At 47.0% G+C, this 18,154-nt stretch carries 7 protein-coding genes and 1 pseudogene; all 8 read left to right on the forward strand.

The genetic code is table 11. The features are described from left to right. Positions 1-129 precede the first annotated feature (129 nt). Positions 130-3,240 carry a SusC/RagA family TonB-linked outer membrane protein gene (locus BMX95_RS11135; protein ID WP_081204530.1) on the forward strand — a complete coding sequence of 1,037 codons (3,111 nt, stop codon included), beginning with the start codon at positions 130-132 and terminating at the stop codon, positions 3,238-3,240. A gap of 30 nt (positions 3,241-3,270) precedes the next feature. Then, positions 3,271-5,223, forward strand: a complete 1,953-nt coding sequence (locus BMX95_RS11140; protein ID WP_081204531.1) for a RagB/SusD family nutrient uptake outer membrane protein — start codon at positions 3,271-3,273, stop codon at positions 5,221-5,223. 260 nt (positions 5,224-5,483) lie between these two features. Continuing rightward, a complete protein-coding gene (locus tag BMX95_RS11145) occupies positions 5,484-6,779 on the forward strand; it encodes a glycoside hydrolase family 28 protein (RefSeq protein WP_081204532.1) in 1,296 nt (431 codons plus the stop codon). A gap of 9 nt (positions 6,780-6,788) precedes the next feature. Next, positions 6,789-8,039, forward strand: a complete 1,251-nt coding sequence (locus BMX95_RS11150; RefSeq protein WP_242673265.1) for a right-handed parallel beta-helix repeat-containing protein — start codon at positions 6,789-6,791, stop codon at positions 8,037-8,039. A 111-nt stretch (positions 8,040-8,150) separates the two neighbouring features. Further along, a pseudogene (locus tag BMX95_RS35820) lies at positions 8,151-8,300 on the forward strand (hypothetical protein); the annotation flags it as partial. An 852-nt stretch (positions 8,301-9,152) separates the two neighbouring features. Next, positions 9,153-12,437 (forward strand): two-component regulator propeller domain-containing protein, encoded by a 3,285-nt coding sequence (locus BMX95_RS11155; RefSeq protein WP_394335010.1) that lies wholly within the window; start codon positions 9,153-9,155, stop codon positions 12,435-12,437. A 622-nt stretch (positions 12,438-13,059) separates the two neighbouring features. Continuing rightward, positions 13,060-16,281, forward strand: a complete 3,222-nt coding sequence (locus BMX95_RS11160) for a SusC/RagA family TonB-linked outer membrane protein (protein ID WP_081204534.1) — start codon at positions 13,060-13,062, stop codon at positions 16,279-16,281. A 23-nt stretch (positions 16,282-16,304) separates the two neighbouring features. Continuing rightward, positions 16,305-18,125, forward strand: a complete 1,821-nt coding sequence (locus BMX95_RS11165; protein WP_081204535.1) for a RagB/SusD family nutrient uptake outer membrane protein — start codon at positions 16,305-16,307, stop codon at positions 18,123-18,125. The last annotated feature ends 29 nt before the right edge of the window (positions 18,126-18,154 follow it).

An 18,154-nucleotide genomic window follows, 5' to 3' on the forward strand; every position in this document is an offset into this window, starting at 1 on the left:
AGCCGCCTAATAGCGGCCTTTAGAGAAAGGCATGTCCTTCAGGATAGCACAGGACAGTTCAGGATGATTTTAGCAACCGGAAAGGATAAATTACAAATGCTTTTGCTAAATTAAACTCTAACTGCTAATATGAAACAAACGATTGCTTGCAGGCGATATGTCCTGCCCATTTTGCTATTGAACCTATTGACCATTTTTTCCTTTGCACAATCCAATTTCCCCGTAACCGGTAAAATAACAGACAATGGAGGTAATCCATTGCAGGGTGTTACCGTGCAGGTGAAAGGTTCTAAAGTAGTAACCGCCTCCAATGCAGATGGCAGCTTCACCATCAATGCGCCCTCTGGCAGTTCAGTGCTTGTATTTAGCTCTGTTGGTTTCACTGCCAAAGAAGTAGCCCTCGAAAATAAAGGGCAGCTGGCGATAATCCTGAGCGCTGCAGACAACTCGATGGACCAGGTAGTGGTTATTGGTTATGGCGCGGTGAAAAGGAAAGATGTAACCGGCGCTGTTACTGGTATCAATGAAAAAGAAATTAAGTCAAGACCTGTAGACAATGCCCTGCAGGCGATGCAGGGAAAGGTAGCGGGTGTCGATATCGGCTCCAATGAACGGCCCGGTCAGGTAGGTACCATTAATATCCGCGGTGTTCGTTCTTTAACTGCTTCCAATACGCCGTTGTATGTTGTAGACGGAATTCCCCTGATGACCGGTGGTATTGAATACATCAACCCCAATGATATTGAATCGATCGATGTGCTGAAGGATGCTTCGGCCACCGCCATTTATGGTTCCCGCGGCGCCAATGGGGTAGTGATCGTTACTACCAAACAGGGCAAGGCCGGTAAAACAAACCTGAATCTGAACGTGTCTACCACGGCTGAAAAGCTGATCGACAGACAGGAGCAGATGAACTCCTCGGACTATATTACATTCCGCCGCTGGGCCCGTTATTATCAGAACCCATCCGCCAACCCCCGTGGCGATAATCCCAACATGGCTTTTGATAAAACGATCTTCCTGGCCACCAGCGATCCCTCTGCCTGGGCAAATATTGCAAAAGGCTGGGCTACGGGAACCTGGGACGGCTCCAAGGTGGGAACCACCGACTGGATGGGCATGGTGACCCAAACCGGCATCACCAAAAATCTGAATTTAAGCGTTAGCGGCGGCAGTGAAAAAGCAAAAATGTATGCCTCATTTGGCTACCTGGATAACAGCGGTACAACAAAAGGACAGGGTTATACAAGATATACTGCCAACGTCAATACCGACATCAATGCCACCAAGTGGTTCCAGTTCGGCGCTAACCTCACCGTCTCCTACAGCATACAGGAATTCGGGCAATCAAAAATAGGCGCTACCACCGTGTCTTCTTCCAACAGCCTGTATGAATCTGCCCGGGCGCTGTTCCCTTATGCAGTGCCTTATGATTCTCTGGGAAACAGGATCTATAATCCCGGCGGTGATATCTCCTGGAAAAATGTGGCAGACGAGTGGAATTTAAACCAGGACCAGCGTACAACCCTTCGTGCCTTCGGTAGCTTATACGGGCAGGTTGACTTCGGCGCCATCGTTCCCGCGTTGAAAGATCTGAAATACCGGCTTAATTTTGGTCCCGACATCTCCACCTACCGGGATGGGACCTACGTAGACGCCAATTCGGTGATCAGTAGTGGTTCCAACTCAGCTTCACTGAATAAACAAATGACCTACTCTTATACCCTCGATCATTTGCTTTATTATAATAAAAGCTTTGGCGCGCATGACCTCGGTCTTACATTATTATACAGCCAGACTAAATTTTCACGGGACAGTAGTTTTATTTCTGCCAACGGTATTGCATTTGGAAGCCAGAAATGGAATGCATTGTCAAAAAATTATATCCCCGCAGCTAATTTGACCGGGTATGCGGGCGGTCTTACAGAAAGCCAGTTGCAATCCTTTATGGCGCGTATCAACTACAGCCTTAACGACAAATATTTACTTACTGTATCGGCTCGTCGTGATGGCGCTTCCATGCTTGCTGAAGGGCATAAATATTCCTGGTTTCCTTCCATGGCGCTTGCCTGGAGAATGAATAATGAAGATTTTTTACAGAATGCCACCTGGGTGAACGACCTCAAATTACGGTTTGGGGTGGGCGTTACCGGTAACTCGGCCATCAACCCATATGCAACACAGGGTGCTACCATTCCGTTGTTTTATCCCTTCACAACAACTACTACTGTCGTAACACCCGGAACAATTCCCCCGGCAACATTCGCCAACTCTACCCTGGGCTGGGAGAAAACCACGCAATACAATCTGGGTATTGATTTCGCCGTGTTGAACAGAAGAATATCCGGTAGCCTGGACATTTATAAATCAAAGACCACCGACCTGTTAATGCAAATGTCAGTTCCTTCGGTTAACGGGTTTACAAACACCTATTCAAATATTGGAGAAACCTCCAACAAGGGTTTCGATTTTAGTTTAACAACCGTGAATATAAGCACCAGGAACCTCAGTTGGACAACCAATGCCAGCATCTCCTGGCAAAAAGACAAGATCACCACCCTGGCAAACGGAAAACAGGATGACATCAATAACAACTGGTTCATTGGCCAGTCTATAGGAATGATCTACGGATACCAGAGCGCAGGTCTGTGGCATACTGAAGATGCAGATACTTACAAGGCCTATAATACCAAAGGAAAAACCAGTTTTACACCTGGTAGCGCAAGACCGCTCGATGTGAATGGCGATACACTGATCGATGCCAACCACGACCGGGTGCTCATTGGGCATTCAAGACCAAGATGGATAGTAGGTATGACCAATACGCTTGCATATAAAAACTTTGAATTTTCGATCTTCATTTATGGCCGGTTGGGGTACACGTATAACTATGGTGGCGAAACGGAAACTGCCCGTGGTGTACAGCGCCAGATCAATTATTATAACGAGAACAATACGAATGCAGAATTTCAGAAACCATTCTATTCAGAGGGAAGCGGCGATCCTTACTATGTAATATTTGGTTACAGGAATGGCTCCTTTCTCAAAATACGCAATATATCGTTGGGGTACAACCTGAGTGGCAAAGCATTGAAAACATCTGCCATTCAGAATCTGAAAGCATATGTACAGGTGGTAAACCCGGGAATGATCTTCTCGAAGATCGACTGGCTGGATATGGACGTGGTTGGCCCTACTTATAACAGAGGGATCACTTTTGGAATCAACGCAACATTTTAACCCCAACGATTAACGCTAAAAAATAAGAAAATGAAGACTTTAAAATTAATTTTCAATATATCCCTCCTGACGGGTTTGGTGGTGATGGCATCGTGCAAAAAAGATTTTCTGGATGAGACACTGACTACCGACCGGAATATGGAATTCTTTAAAACCGATGCCGGTATTATGTCACTGGCCACCGGTACGTATTACCAGGTGTTTGCTTTACCATTTAGTTCGGAGTGGGCATATTGTACCATGAACTACGGCGTGGATGAATTCAGCGTAGGGGGTGACCCTTCCAATGGTTCCTGGAACAACTATGATGCCGGGTACAAGTCTATTGTAACCCTCAACAATACCAATACGGCTACTGCCAATGTGCAGTGGGATACTTTGTACACCGGCATAGGCGACGCCAATCTGCTGATCCAGAATGCGAATGCCAGTACCAATACTTCAGATGCTATTAAAAAAGTAGCGCTGGGCGAAGGATATTTTTTCAGGGCCTACAATTACCTGCGACTAGTTGCTCAATATGGTGCCGTGCCGCTGAAGACAGAGCCCAGTGAAAAGATCACCTTTGAATATACCCGGGCCACACCGGAAGAAGTTTGCAAACTGATCATCAGTGATTTTACACAGGCATATAATCTGTTGCCCAATACCGGTGCGCCTGCAAAGGTCACAAAGGATGCCGCCGCCCATTATCTGGCAAAAGCATACCTGTTCCGGGCCAGTGAGATCAATGATTCCTGGAATTCGGCCACCAAGGCCGCTGATCTGGCTGCCATAGTACCCTTGTGCGATGAAGTTATTTCCCACCATCCGCTGACAACAAATTTTGCAGACCTCTGGAGATATACTGCACCTGATGCACCCAATGAAAAGCTACCGGAACTCATTCTGTCGGCGCAATTCACAGCCGACGTTTCTACCAACGGTACCAATACCCAGCACCTGTATTGGGGATCCCGGTATGACGATATCTCACAAATGCAACGTGATGTTACCGGTGACAGGCCCTTCAGCCGCCTGCGCACCAATTACTATATGTTCAGGATCTATGACCAGGAGAATGACTCGCGGTTCTGGAAAGGCTTCAGAACAAAATGGCGGTTGAACAAAACGGCGAATACTTATTATGTCAATGGCGATCTGGGTATCATGTATGTCATCAATCAGCCAGGTGATAACCGTTTTTCCGGTTCTAAAATAAATGATTCGGTTGTTTATTCGAAAACAGGCAAAACGATCCCGAACGTGTATGTGGCTTATCCAAAAGGGGTAACTGCCGATGGTGCCCTGCTGGGCGACGTGCGGTATCCGCCATTAAGCAAACATATGGATGGGTCAAGAATAGCGTTGAATGAAACCCGGGGCCTGCGCGACATGAACCTTGCCCGGAGCGCAGAAACCTATTTAATGGCTGCCGAAGCCAAGATCAGACTGGCAAAAATGGGCATGGCCGCTTATACCGATGCATTGCCCTACATAAATAAAGTTCGGGCCCGCGCCCAATTTGTAGCCGGTGAGGATCGCGCTGCTTATTTTGATGGAGGTGCCGCACAGGGAACATCCGGTCAAAGCATCACCATCAACTCTTTCATCGCTGAAAACTCCTATTACGAATCGAATAATATTCCACCAACCACGGCGGCTTCAGCAAGCCTGGAAATTGCCAACATAAACGCACTGCCCGCCGGTGATGAGTATGTGATCTCGAGACTGGGTTTAAGTGGAGATTATGACAGAATGCTGGCGCTGGTTCTGGATGAACGCTCCCGGGAACTGGCGGGTGAGTACAAACGCTGGGAAGACCTTTCAAGAACCAAAACCCTGGTGCCGCGGGTAAAAGCATTCAATGCGCAGGCGGCGGGCAATATCAGGGACATCCATTTGCTGCGGCCAATTCCGCAAACTTACCTCGATGGCATCCAGTCGAACGGCAAGGCCCTGTCGGCAGATGAAAAACAATCGCAGCAAAATCCTGGTTTTTAATTGTAAGAGTTACCAGTTACCAGGTCCCGGTTGCCAGGTTTTCCCCCGGTAACCGGTAACTGGAAACCGGGAACCAGAAACATATTAGCAGCAAGAGCCCCTGGCGATACAGTCAGGGGTTCTTTTTATTTATTCCTCAATTGTAAATAATTGTATTTCAATTAGTCTTTTCCCATACTGTACTTATTCGAACCATTTTTGTACAAACAGAAACCCATTCACAACTACTAAACGATAGGTTTACAATTCATAACCTGAGCATGAAACGAATCAGTTTGCTGTATATACTTTGTTCAATAATAATGACCAGTGCCGTTGCCAACAACGGTAATGGAAATGATAAACGCTATAATATTACCGAGCAGGGTGCCCTGGGCGACGGTAAAACGCTTAACACCCAAAAGATTCAGGCGTCGATCGATGCGTGTGCGCAAAATGGGGGCGGAACCGTCGTTATTCCAAAAGGCGTATTTGTAAGTGGTGCCTTGTTCCTGAAGCGGGGGGTAAATGTAGAATTGCAGGAAGGCGCTGTATTGAAAGGTTCAACAAATATAAACGACTATCCAAAACTGAATACCCGTATTGAAGGTCATTTTGAACCCTGGCGGGTGGCATTGATCAACGGTGATAGCCTGGAACATGTAACCATCAGTGGTGCCGGTATTTTAGATGGCAGCGGCGAACCGTTCTGGAAAGAGTTCTACAGTAGGCGGGAGGCAGATAACAAAACTACCAACCTGAACGTGGAGCGCCCCAGGCTTACTTTTATTCAACATTCGAAAGACGTAAAAATAAGCGGCATTACTTTTCTTAATTCAGGTTTCTGGAACCTGCACTTGTATCACTGTCAGGAAGTAACCGTTGAATATTGCCGCTTTCATGCACCATCAGGCCCCAAACCCTATCACCAGGCGCCCAGTTCGGATGGCATCGATGTAGACTGTTCACAGGGCATTTACATCCGCCATTGCTTTTTTTCTGTTGGCGACGATTGCATTGCACTGAAAGGTTCAAAAGGGCCCTTTGCCATGCAGGATCAGAGCGGAATGCCGGTAGAAAACATCGAGATCAGCGATTGCATATTTGAAGCGGGCGGCGGTATCGTAACCTTTGGAAGCGAAGCCACCATTGTACGCAACGTGACCATTCAACGCTGCACCACGCTTCGGCCAACGGTGTTGCGGTTGAAATTACGTCCCGATACGCCGCAGCTGTATGAAAACATTACGATGGATGATATAACCCTGGTTGACGGGGGCGCTATATTTAAGGTTTCACCCTGGACGCAATACTTCGATCTGAAGGGCCAGGCGCCGCCAAAAGCGCAGGTACGCGGGATCAAAATTTCGAATGTACATGGAAAAGGAAGTTCGTTGGGCGAGATCACGGGTCATAACCAGGCTACCATCAGTGATATTCTGGTTGAAAACGTAGATGTGACCCTGAAATCTACCGACTTCCACCTGGGTAACGTACAAAACCTGCGGTTTAAAAATGTAAAGGTGAATGGTAAAAATTTACCAACCCCTGAACCCAAAACCATGGTAAAAAAGTAAGCAAGCCGTATGAAAATAAAAATAGTTGTATTTGGACTAATTATCGCCTTTTCCTCTAATGATACACTTGCACAGCCGGTGGCTTTCCCGGGCGCATCAGGGTTCGGGAGCCAGGCTTCCGGTGGCCGGGGTGGTAACGTGTTTCATGTTACCAGCCTCGCCGATTCGGGTACCGGTACTTTTCGCGAAGCGGTAAGTGAACCAAACCGTACTGTCGTTTTTGACGTGGCCGGTGTTATTCGCATTATCAATAAAATAGCAGCAGCACCTAACCTCACCATTTCAGGACAAACAGCCCCTGGTGAAGGGATCGTAGTGTATGGTAATGGCATTTCGTTTAAAGAAAATACCATCGTGCGTTATATGCGGTTCCGCGGCAGCATCAACATGCCGCGCGGCGCCTGCACCGTAAACATCGATAGTTGCAAAAACGTGATCCTCGACCACGTTTCCATCGAGTGGGGCCGGTGGGATAACCTGCACATCAAAAACAGCAGCAACGTAACGCTGCAGTACTGTCTCGTTGGCGAACCCATCGATCCGCAACGCTTCGGCGCTTTATTCGAGCACCCTACCAACATCACGGTGCATCATTGTCTCTGGATCGATAACCAAAGCCGCAACCCCAAGGCAAAAGCCGGCATCGAATACATCAACAATGTGGTATACAACTGGGGTGTTAGCGGACTGGTAGGCGGTCACTCCGAAGCCGATCATTTTCAGGATGTGATCAATAACTATTTCATAGCCGGGCCCAATTCCAATAACAATTTCATTGCCATGTTCACCGCCACCGACCATGTGTACCACAGCGGTAATATGGTAGATGACAACAAAGACGGGATGTTGAACGGCCGGGTGGCAATAGATACCGATTTTGTGCACGTAAAGGCAACGCTCGTACCTAAAAAACAAAACCTGCCTGCCAATGCAGTAACCGTGGAAACTGCCGAAGCCGCATACAAAACGGTGCTGGCCCAGGCCGGCGCTTCGTTGCACCGCGATGCCATTGACACCCGCATCATCAACTACCTGAAATCACTCGGTAAGGAAGGTAAAATATTTAAAACAGAAGTGGATGCCGGTGGTCAGGGGCCAATTGCCGATGGAAAAACCGGTACCGACTCCGATGGCGATGGCATCCCCGATAAATGGGAAACCGCCCATAAAGGGAACCCTAAAGATGCGAAGGATGCGGCAGCAGTAAACAGCGCAGGGTATTCCCGCCTGGAAGAATATTGCAACGGGTTGGTGTTATAGCAGAAACTAACCCGCCTGATTCTTGTTTAATACACCTTTTTTCATTTCTTTTGGTTATACAATTGGAATGATTTGGGTGATATATATTGCAAGATTGCTGTTAAACGTCATTTGTACGGTTTATGTTTTTGCTTCCTGTTTGCCATAGGTGTTCAGGCCCAGCCAAAATACAAGATAGAACATTATGCTACCGAACAGGGCCTTTCGCATCGCAAGGTAAATTGTATGATGAAGGACCAGGAGGGGTTTATGTGGTTTGGCACCTGGGACGGTATCAATCGCTTTGATGGCCGGGCATTTGTTTCCTTTAAGTCTTCACCCGAAGAAAAATACCAATTGGGTAACAGCCGCATAGCACGGGTGGTGGAAGACCAGAACAATCATTTATGGGTACAGGCATATGATTACCAGATCTACCGGTTCGATAAAAAAACAGCACAATTCCTGCCGCTGGCAACCCTGTTACAATCAGATCATAGAATTGAATTCAATAACATCCTGCTGGCTGCCGATGGTTGGGTATGGCTTCAAACCAAGAACGACGGCATCTATCGGGTCTCCCAGACTGATTTATCGAAAGAATCTATTGTACAATATCCCAAATCCCAGGAATCCCCAATATCCTATATCGCTAAGTATAAAATATCCCAGCCATCCTTATTAGCCCATCTATCTCAGTCCCAGTATGCAGTTGAAGAAGATTCAGACCATGTATACTTTGGCCTTGCAGACGGCCGGCTGATCACTTTTGAAAAAAGATCCAAAGCATTTACGGAGCGAAAGATCGCTACAGGCCGCATCAATGCCTTGCTGCGCTCAAAGAAAAGCGATGTGCTGTATGCGAGTGCTGCTGCGGGTGAACTGATCATGGTAGGCCTCGGCGATAAACAGGTTACCACTGTAAATTACCGCACAAAAGAAAGCCTCTCGGCTTTGTATGAAGATAAATCAGGCGGGGTATGGATAGAACCGGAAACGCAGGGTGCCATCCGGTTTGATCCGCAAAACCGTTCCTTCCGGTTGTTTTCAGTATACACCGGACCCATACTCAATGATGTTAACAACCGGTATTTCTGGGTGCAGGAAGATTATAAAGGAACCGTTTGGGTAAGTATGAAAGGGCGGGGCTTTGGTTATTATAAACCAGGCAGTACATCGTTGGAGAATATATTGACAACTTCCGAAGGTGCCAGTTATCAATTGCCGGCCAATATAACCGGACATTATTACGACAGCGCCGGTATTCTCTGGCTCACCACCAAGGAAGGCGGGTTGATAAAAATTGTTATCCAGGACAATGATTTTGAACAACAGGTTTTAGTTGACCAGGAATCTGCCCGGTCGGGCAATGAAGTGCGGGTAATGTATAACGACCAGCAGGGCCGCTTATGGTTGGGAACAAAAATGAGCGACCTCACCGTTTACCAAAATAATAAACCAATAAAAGGGTTGTTTGAAAATGAACCCGCCGGCGGGGTAGTAGGTGTGTATGCCATTTTGCAGGACAGCAGGGGTAATATGTGGCTGGGCACAAAAGGCGATGGCCTTTACAAAGCCACGCCGGTAAATAATGAACAAACAAGATACCGGCTAAGTCATTTTCAACGGCATAAAGAGATTACAGACAGTTTACCGTTTAACCAGATCTATTCATTGCTGGAAGACAAACAGGGCCGCATCTGGATCGGTTCGCTCGACAATGGACTGGCATTAATTGAGCAGAACCCCGGTGGCACCAAATTCATTCACAGCGGTAATGCTTTTACAAACTATCCGCAAGGGGCTTTCCAGAATATCCGTACCATGTGCCTCGATGCAGCCGGAAACATCTGGCTGGGTACCACTACCGGTTTGCTGGTGCTGGATGCCAATGAACAACATTCGCCGGTGTATCAATACAAAACATACAGCACCATTCCGGGCAATCCGGAAAGCCTGGGTAATAATGACATCCTGTTTATTTATCGCGACAGAAAGAACAGGATGTGGCTGGCTACATCAGGTGGTGGTTTTTGTGAGGCCGTGGGTGACAACCCTTTTCAGGCATTGCGTTTTAAAAATTATACTACCAGGAATGGATTGCCCAATGATTATATTCTAAGTTGCGCCGAAGACAGTGAGCGTAATTTATGGCTGGCCACTGAAAATGGGTTGTCGAAATTTAACCCGGAAACGCAGATCTTCCGGAACTTTGATTCATATGATGCGTTGCCGCCTAATTTATCATTTTCCGAAGCGTCCGTTACAAAAGGGCAGGCGGGCCAGCATCTTATTTTCGGTACGGTAACCGGGTATTTGTCATTTGACCCGGGCCAGATCAACGCCAGCCGCATCAAAGCAAATATTGTATTTACCAATCTTCAGATCAATAACGAAGATGTGGGGCCAAAGGCAAACAAACAACCGCTGTCGACAGATATCAACTATGTCAACCGGCTGAACTTACAATACAACCAGAATATCATCAGCATATATTACGCGATCCTCGATCCCCGGGGAAGTGGCGACCGCCAGGGTTTTGCCTATCGGCTTACTGGTTTCGATACTACCTGGCACAACGACTGGCAATTCAGAAAGGCTACCTACACCAACCTGCCACCGGGTAATTATGTATTTGAAGTAAAAAGCCTGAGCCGCGATCTGTATTCCAATCAACCCTACAAACAGCTGGCCATTACCATACTGCCACCACCGTGGAAAACCTGGTGGGCGTATTTGTTGTATGCGCTGTTGCTGGGTGTTGTATTGTTTTTTATTCGTCGTTATGCCCTGGCCATGATCGGGTTGCGTCAGAAAATTGCCGTAGAGCAAAAACTCGCGGCATTGAAGATGCATTTCTTTACCAACGTGTCGCACGAACTGCGAACACCGCTTACGTTAATTGTAAATCCATTGGAACATGTGGCAAAGAAAGGAGGTCTGTCTCCTGAAATGTCATCTTATATAGAGGTGGCACGTAAGAACGCAAGCCGCATGGTGCGTTTCATCAACCAATTGCTGGACCTTCGAAAAGTGCAAAGTGAAAAAGCCACCCTGCGCATTTCAAGGCTCGACCTGGTGGCCTTTGTAAAAAAAATTACTGAGCTCTTTGCCGAAGCTGCCAGAAGCAAACGGATAAACCTGGAAGTGGTAGCTGAGCAGAAGGAATGCATTGCCTGGGTGGATGCGGAAAAGCTGGATGTGGTGGTCTATAACCTGTTGGCCAATGCCCTTAAGTTCACGCCCGACGGAAAATCGATCCGGGTGCTGATCAGCTTCAATGAGCCGGCACAGGTTTTTTTTATTGCGGTGCACGACCAGGGATCTGGTGTACCAAAGGAAAAACTGGAACAGATCTTTGACCTGTTTCAGGAAGGGGAGCATACGAATGGCCGGGAACTGAAAGGAACGGGGATTGGCCTGGCGCTTTCCCGTGAATTTGTACAATTGCACGGCGGCCGCATTTGGGCGGAAAACAATGCCGAAGGCGGGCTTTCGGTAATAGTAAAACTGAACGCCGGTTCGGCACATTATGCGCAGAAAGAAGTGTCTTTTGTAGAGCAGCCGCAAACAACTGCTTTTGTTGAAACGCCCATAGAACCGCAGGTGCTGGCTCAAATAGCCGGCAACGGTTCCAGCCAAAACCAGGAAGGCCCGCTGGTACTGCTGGTAGAAGACAATGACGAGCTCCGCTCTTTTATAAAAGCACAACTGAGTGAATATTACCGCGTGGAAACAGCCGGTAATGGGGAAGAAGGCCTGCAAAAAGCCATCAGCCTGATCCCTGATCTGATCGTTAGCGATATCATGATGCCGAAAATGGATGGCCTGCAAATGCTCGACAAGGTAAAAAATGACGTGACCACCAGTCATATTCCGGTAGTGTTGTTATCGGCCAAATACTCCATCGAAAGCCAGATCGAGGGGCTCCACTACGGCGCCGATCATTATATCACCAAGCCTTTCAACAATGAGTTTTTGATCGCCAGCATCGATAACCTGCTGCAACAGCGAAAGAAATTGTTCGAAGGACTGGTAGAGAAAAAGAAGACCATCGAACTAAGTCCCGAGCCCATCGTGATCACTTCCAAAGACGAATCTTTTCTCAAGGACGTTATCAAAGTGGTAGAAAGCAAAATGGAGGACCCCGATTTTAATATCGATACAGTGGCCGAAACCATGGCTTTCAGTCGTACCAACTTTTATAAGAAATTCAAAAGTCTAACCACGTTAACCCCCATGGAGTTTGTCCGCGACATGCGTTTGCAACGGGCAAAACAATACCTCGATGCCGGTGGCCACAATATTTCCGAAGTAGCCTACCTGACCGGCTTCAGCAATCCCAAATATTTCAGCACGTTGTTTAAGGAGAAGTATCATGTGTCGCCTACGGATTATGTAAAGAGTAAGAATGGATAGCTGGTTACTTACGTGTTTATCGAGAGGCGGAGAAGGGTAGAGGGCAGAAGGCAGAGAAAAAGAAGGCCTGTTTTCTCCCTTTCCAACCCTGCTTTTTGCCCTGTCAGAACCATCTCTGATTCACGTGATTATAAAAGATATCCCATAGATATTCCATAGATGTTCCAGAGATGTCCCAGAGATATCCCGCCTCTTTATAGAGGTGGGATATCTCTGGGTAAAAGGCAAAGATTCCGTGTTTGTTCTATGAATATCCCCAGTTAATACCTGCAACAAAAATAGTGTCATCAATAGTGATGGCCCGGTGAAAAGTAGGTTCAACTATAACTTGCAAAAGAATCTCAGTCTTTTATCCCATTGCCCATTGCCTTTGGTTTTCCCTACTGCCTACTGCCCACCGCCCATTGCCTTTTGTATTTCTCTCTGCCTTCTGCCCTCTGCCTTCTGCCCCGCCACATAATTCCCCAAAGCATCATTCCATCCCATAACTACTTGCATATCAATAGGAATTTCCTTACGCTGTACGCATTCAAACCATTTCTGCACAAACGGGAACCCTCCTGTAGGGGCTAATATTTAGGTTTGTGGCAATCTCTTTTGTTAGAACCAAATGTAAACTGCCATGCACAAGGAAAAAACGATTGCACGTAGACTGCTCCTATTTTTTGCCTCCCTATTATTTTGGTCGGCAACTTTCGCACAAAATGGCATCCCTGTTACGGGTACCGTACAAGACAAAGCCGGCCCATTAGAAGGAGTGAATGTGTCAGTAGCCGGAGGAACCGGCGGTACGCTGACCGACAAAGACGGTAAATTTTCCATCACTGTTCCCGGTAAAAATGCTTCCCTTTCCATTTCTTTTATTGGTTATGTTACCCGCACCGTAGCGGTGGGCAATAACACTACTTTCAATATTACCCTGCAGACGCAGGATAAGTCGATGGATGAAGTAGTGGTGATTGGTTATGGAACGGCCAGGAAGAAAGATCTTACCGGGGCAACTGCTTCTGTAAGCGGGGCCGAGATCTCGAAGATCCCGGTAACATCCGCGGCACAGGCCATCACCGGTAAAATTGCCGGGGTGAATGTAGTTACACAAAGCGGGGCCCCCGGGGCCGATATCAACATTGTGGTACGTGGCGGTACCTCCATTACCCAGGGTAATAAACCGCTTTACATTGTAGACGGCTTTCAAATGGACGATGGGTTGAAAAATGTCGATATGAACGACATTGAAACCATCGATGTAATGAAAGACGCATCTGCAACCGCCATTTATGGCGCCCGCGGTTCAAATGGGGTAATCCTGATCACTACCAAATCGGGTAAAAGCGGAAAAACCCAGGTAACCTACAACGGCTACCAGAGTTTTGAAAAGCTGGCCAAACAGCTCGATATGATGAACCCCGAGCAGTATGCCGATTACCAGTATGAATTTCAAATACTGGCTGGTAAACCCGACAAATGGGTGAAGAACTTTGGCGGCGATGTAAACGACCCAAACTTTTACACCGGTGCGGCAAACTATATCCACAATACCTATGGTGGCCAGTCGGGCATCAACTGGCAGGATGCGGTGTTTGGCGGTACCGCCAGGTTACAAAACCATTCCCTGTCTGTAAGTGGTGGCAGCGACAAAACAAAGTTCCTGCTTAACGGAAGTTTCACCGGTCAGGATGGTATTCTTGCCAAACATGGTTATCAAAAAATGAACCTGCGCTTTAAGATAAACCACAAGATCAACGACCGCATTCGGGTAGATTTCAATACCAATTATAATAATATGCAGTTGAAGGGCGGTGGTTCACTGGCCGGACAACTGAAACTGAGTTTGCTGCAACCGCCCACCGGCGGGGTGCGTTTCAACAATGACCAGCTGTTGAATACAGATGTGAGCGAACTGCTGCAGGCAGACGATTCGCAATATGATATTTATAACCCCATCATCACCAACGATGCGGTTACTCAAACCAACTACGTTCGTCAGTATACAACCAATGCCGGCATTGATATCGATCTGCTGAAAAATCTTACCTGGCGTACACAGGGTACCTATATGTGGCAACAGACACGGGAAGATTACTGGGACGATGGCCGTACAAAAGAATCGCAAAAATACAATGGGCCGTGGGGCAAACGTAACAACAGCGAAAAGAACAGCTGGCAGGTAACAAACACCCTCAACTGGAAAAAGTATTTCGGCGAGCACAACCTGAATGTGATGGTAGGACAGGAGACTTTTTTAAGTGAGAACATGAACCTGGACAATACCTATTCTGATTTTCCCGATGGCAATTTTGGTTTGAACAATGTGTCCGTGGCTGGAAGATTGTTTTCCAAAGGTTCGGGCAAAACCCAGTTTGCCATTGCATCGGTCTTTGGCCGGGTGATGTACAGCTATGCTGATCGTTACCTGATTTCAGCGACTATGCGTGGTGATGGTGTTTCCAAGTTTGCGCCCGGTAAACAGTGGGGCATGCTGCCATCGGTATCAGCAGCCTGGCGCATTTCTGAAGAGAATTTCATGAAGGGCAATAAGATATTCGATCAGTTAAAATTACGGGTGGGTTATGGTACAACCGGTAACTGCAACATCAACGACTATATGTATGTGACCGGTTATCAGGCAGGTTTTTATGCCATCAACAACCAGGAAGTGGTTTCCCTGCGACCAAAAGATACGCTGGCCAATGAGAACCTGCAATGGGAAAAGACCAACTCTTTCAACGTAGGTCTCGATATGGCAGTGCTCAACAACCGCGTAAACTTAACCGTTGATTTCTACAACCAGCAATCAAACAACCTGTTGTTGAATGCGGCCATCCCTACTTCAACCGGTTATGGCTCGCAGATCCAGAATGTGGGTGCTGTACGCAACAGAGGGGTAGAGATAGTATTGAATACCCAGAACATTGTGAACAAAAATTTTAAATGGACAACCGGTTTCAATATCTCCTTCAACCGCTCGAAAGTGCTTGACCTGTATGGTAACGGCAGTAACATTCTGTACGATGGTAATTTCATAGTGCAGGTGGGCCAGCGTTTGGGACAGTTTTACGGGTACAAATATGATGGCGTATATACTACCGATGATTTTATTCAGAATGCAAACGGTACGTATGCTTTAAAAGACGGCGTTATCAGACTGAAAGGAGGTAATGCAGCCAATGTAAAACCGGGTGATATAAAATTCGCGTCCACAACCGGCGAAATGGATGCCAAGAACAACCCGGTATTCAGTACAAGCGACCGCACCATTATGGGTAATGGCGAACCAAACTATACTGGTGGTATCACCAATAACTTTACCTATAAGGGTTTCGATCTGAGCATCTTTATGAACTTTACCGGCGGCAATAAAATATTCAATGCCAATGCCCGTCGTTTCTATGGTCCTTATCTGCCAAACGAGAACACGTTTTCGGCTATGACAAACCGATTCAGGCTTATTGATCCGGTTACCGGTAAGGAAACAACCAACCTGGCCCGCCTGGCTGAGTTGAACCCCAATCAATATTCGAAAGATCAGATCTGGAGCCTGCATGCAGACAACAGTAAATCCATCAGCGATCCTGCTATTGATTATTTCCTGGAAGATGGTTCGTTCCTTCGATTGAATACAATCACCCTGGGTTATTCATTGCCGCATGACCTGTTGAAAAAAGCAGGCATCTACAATGCCAGGTTCTATGCAACCGTGAATAACATTCACACTTTTACCAAATACAGCGGGTACGATCCTGAAGTGAACAATTCAGACAAGCCTACCAAAAAAGGCGGTTATGATGACTCCGCTTATCCCCGCTCAAAAAGTATTGTTGTTGGTTTGAACTTAACCTTCTAAGCCTAATCAAAAAAAGAACGACAATGAAAAAGATACTTTATAATATATCAATAGTTGTTTTGTCAGGAGTGATGCTTACTTCCTGCAAAAAATTTCTCGACAGAAGAAGCGAAGCTTCGTTCGACAGCGAATCAACCTTTCAGGATGCTTCCCGGGCTGAAATGGTGGTACTGGGTATTTACAGCCTTAGTTTCAACAGGGAGTTGTATTATCAGTTTGGAATGGGTACCGATGAGTGTATTTCCACCGAAGGGGAAACCAACTCAAAGAACATGTTTGCAAACTACGTGTACTCGCCCGATATTACGCCCACAGATACCTATGCTGCCATGTATAAGGCCATCGAGTATGCAAACATCTGTATAAAAAATTTGCCCGGCATTACACCCGCCGATGATAAAGACCAAAAGAAATTGAACATGTTGCTGGGCGAAGCGTACGCTTTGCGGGCCATGTGTTATATGAACGTGGTACGGTATTTCGGCGATGTGCCGTATCCTACCATTCCCGTTCAGGATGCCGGTACCTATACTTCTTCCCGGGTTAGCAGAGACACCATCTATGATGGTTGTGTGGCCGATCTGCAAAAAGCAGTACAGTTATTGCCCTGGAAAAGCGAAGGCATGGTGCCCACTATTGAACGGTTCACAAAAAATGCGGCCTATGGCATTCTGGCCCGTACCGCCTTGTATGCAGCCGGTTATTCATTACGCTGGGACCTGAACACGTTCGCTGCCTCCTCTATAAAACTGGCGCAGCGGAGTGATGCTGCACGCGTAAGAGAATTGTATCAGATCGCTTCCGATGCCTGCAATGCAGTGATGCAAAAAGGCGAGAACAGTTTGCTCACCAGTTATGAAACCGTTTTTCGCGACCTGGTGAACGGCAGATATAACAATGAATCGATGCTGGAATTCGGCCAGTATGGTCCCGATGTGAACGGTTCGGCCATTGGTTATACAAACGGCATGTTCAGCCATACCAGTTCTTTGTTTGGAAAGGCGCAGCCGGCCATGGGCGTTATGCCAACCTTTTATTTTGATTTTGAAGATGGTGATACCCGCCGCGATGTAAGTATTACCAACTACGGCATTACCGACAAAAGCGCCCGCCAGTTAAATAGTTACGGCGCCAATACCATTGGTAAGTTCCGCGTAACCTGGAAAACCACAGCAGGTACAGGTATCAATCTACGTGATATCAACTGGCCCTGGCTGCGGTATTCCGATGTGTTGTTGATGTATGCCGAAGCACAGAACGAATTGAACAGTGCGCCTACTCCCACTGCAATAGCCGCCTACGAACAGGTAAGAAAACGTGGCTTTGGTGGCAATGCCACTAAAATAGGGGTTACGCCTGTTACTTACCAGGATTTCAAAAATGCGGTTATCAATGAACGCAAGCTGGAGTTATCTTTCGAAGGCTGGCGCCGGACCGACCTGGTGCGTTGGGGCATTCAATTTGAAACCCTTACCCAAACAAAACAAAACCTGATCGATATGACGAACCACACCGGTAAATACGCCAACATCGATCTGTACAGGACCTATAAACTCGAAACTGCCACCGGCTTCAATGATCCGGTTGTAGCCGTTCCGTTCACCGGTTTTAAAGCAAAGCTCAACACTACCGACAGCGCTACTGCCAAATCAAATGGGCTCACCATCCTGGATATGTACAGCGCCACAGCTATAAGCGGCGGTCAGGTTCTGGGCGCTACGCAAGCCTGGGTGAAAGCAATATTCAGAGGGCTGGAGAAAAATAAAACAGAACTGTTGCCCCTGAATACGACCACTATCAATAATAATCCGGGTTTAGCCGGACAGCAACATCCGTTGTATTAAGAAGAAGACGAAGTAGGAGGTAGGAAGTA

This window comes from Niastella yeongjuensis (genome assembly GCF_900110245.1).
Taxonomy (GTDB): Bacteria; Bacteroidota; Bacteroidia; order Chitinophagales; family Chitinophagaceae; genus Niastella; species Niastella yeongjuensis.

Bases quoted from the DNA above. Each gene is read 5' to 3' on its own strand.
- BMX95_RS11165 (WP_081204535.1), top strand. From the start codon at position 16,305: ATGAAAAAGATACTTTATAATATATCAATAGTTGTTTTGTCAGGAGTG.
- BMX95_RS11150 (WP_242673265.1), top strand. From the start codon at position 6,789: ATGAAAATAAAAATAGTTGTATTTGGACTAATTATCGCCTTTTCCTCT.
- BMX95_RS11155 (WP_394335010.1), top strand. From the start codon at position 9,153: ATGAAAGGGCGGGGCTTTGGTTATTATAAACCAGGCAGTACATCGTTG.
- BMX95_RS11160 (WP_081204534.1), top strand. From the start codon at position 13,060: ATGCACAAGGAAAAAACGATTGCACGTAGACTGCTCCTATTTTTTGCC.
- BMX95_RS11140 (WP_081204531.1), top strand. From the start codon at position 3,271: ATGAAGACTTTAAAATTAATTTTCAATATATCCCTCCTGACGGGTTTG.
- BMX95_RS11145 (WP_081204532.1), top strand. From the start codon at position 5,484: ATGAAACGAATCAGTTTGCTGTATATACTTTGTTCAATAATAATGACC.
- BMX95_RS11135 (WP_081204530.1), top strand. From the start codon at position 130: ATGAAACAAACGATTGCTTGCAGGCGATATGTCCTGCCCATTTTGCTA.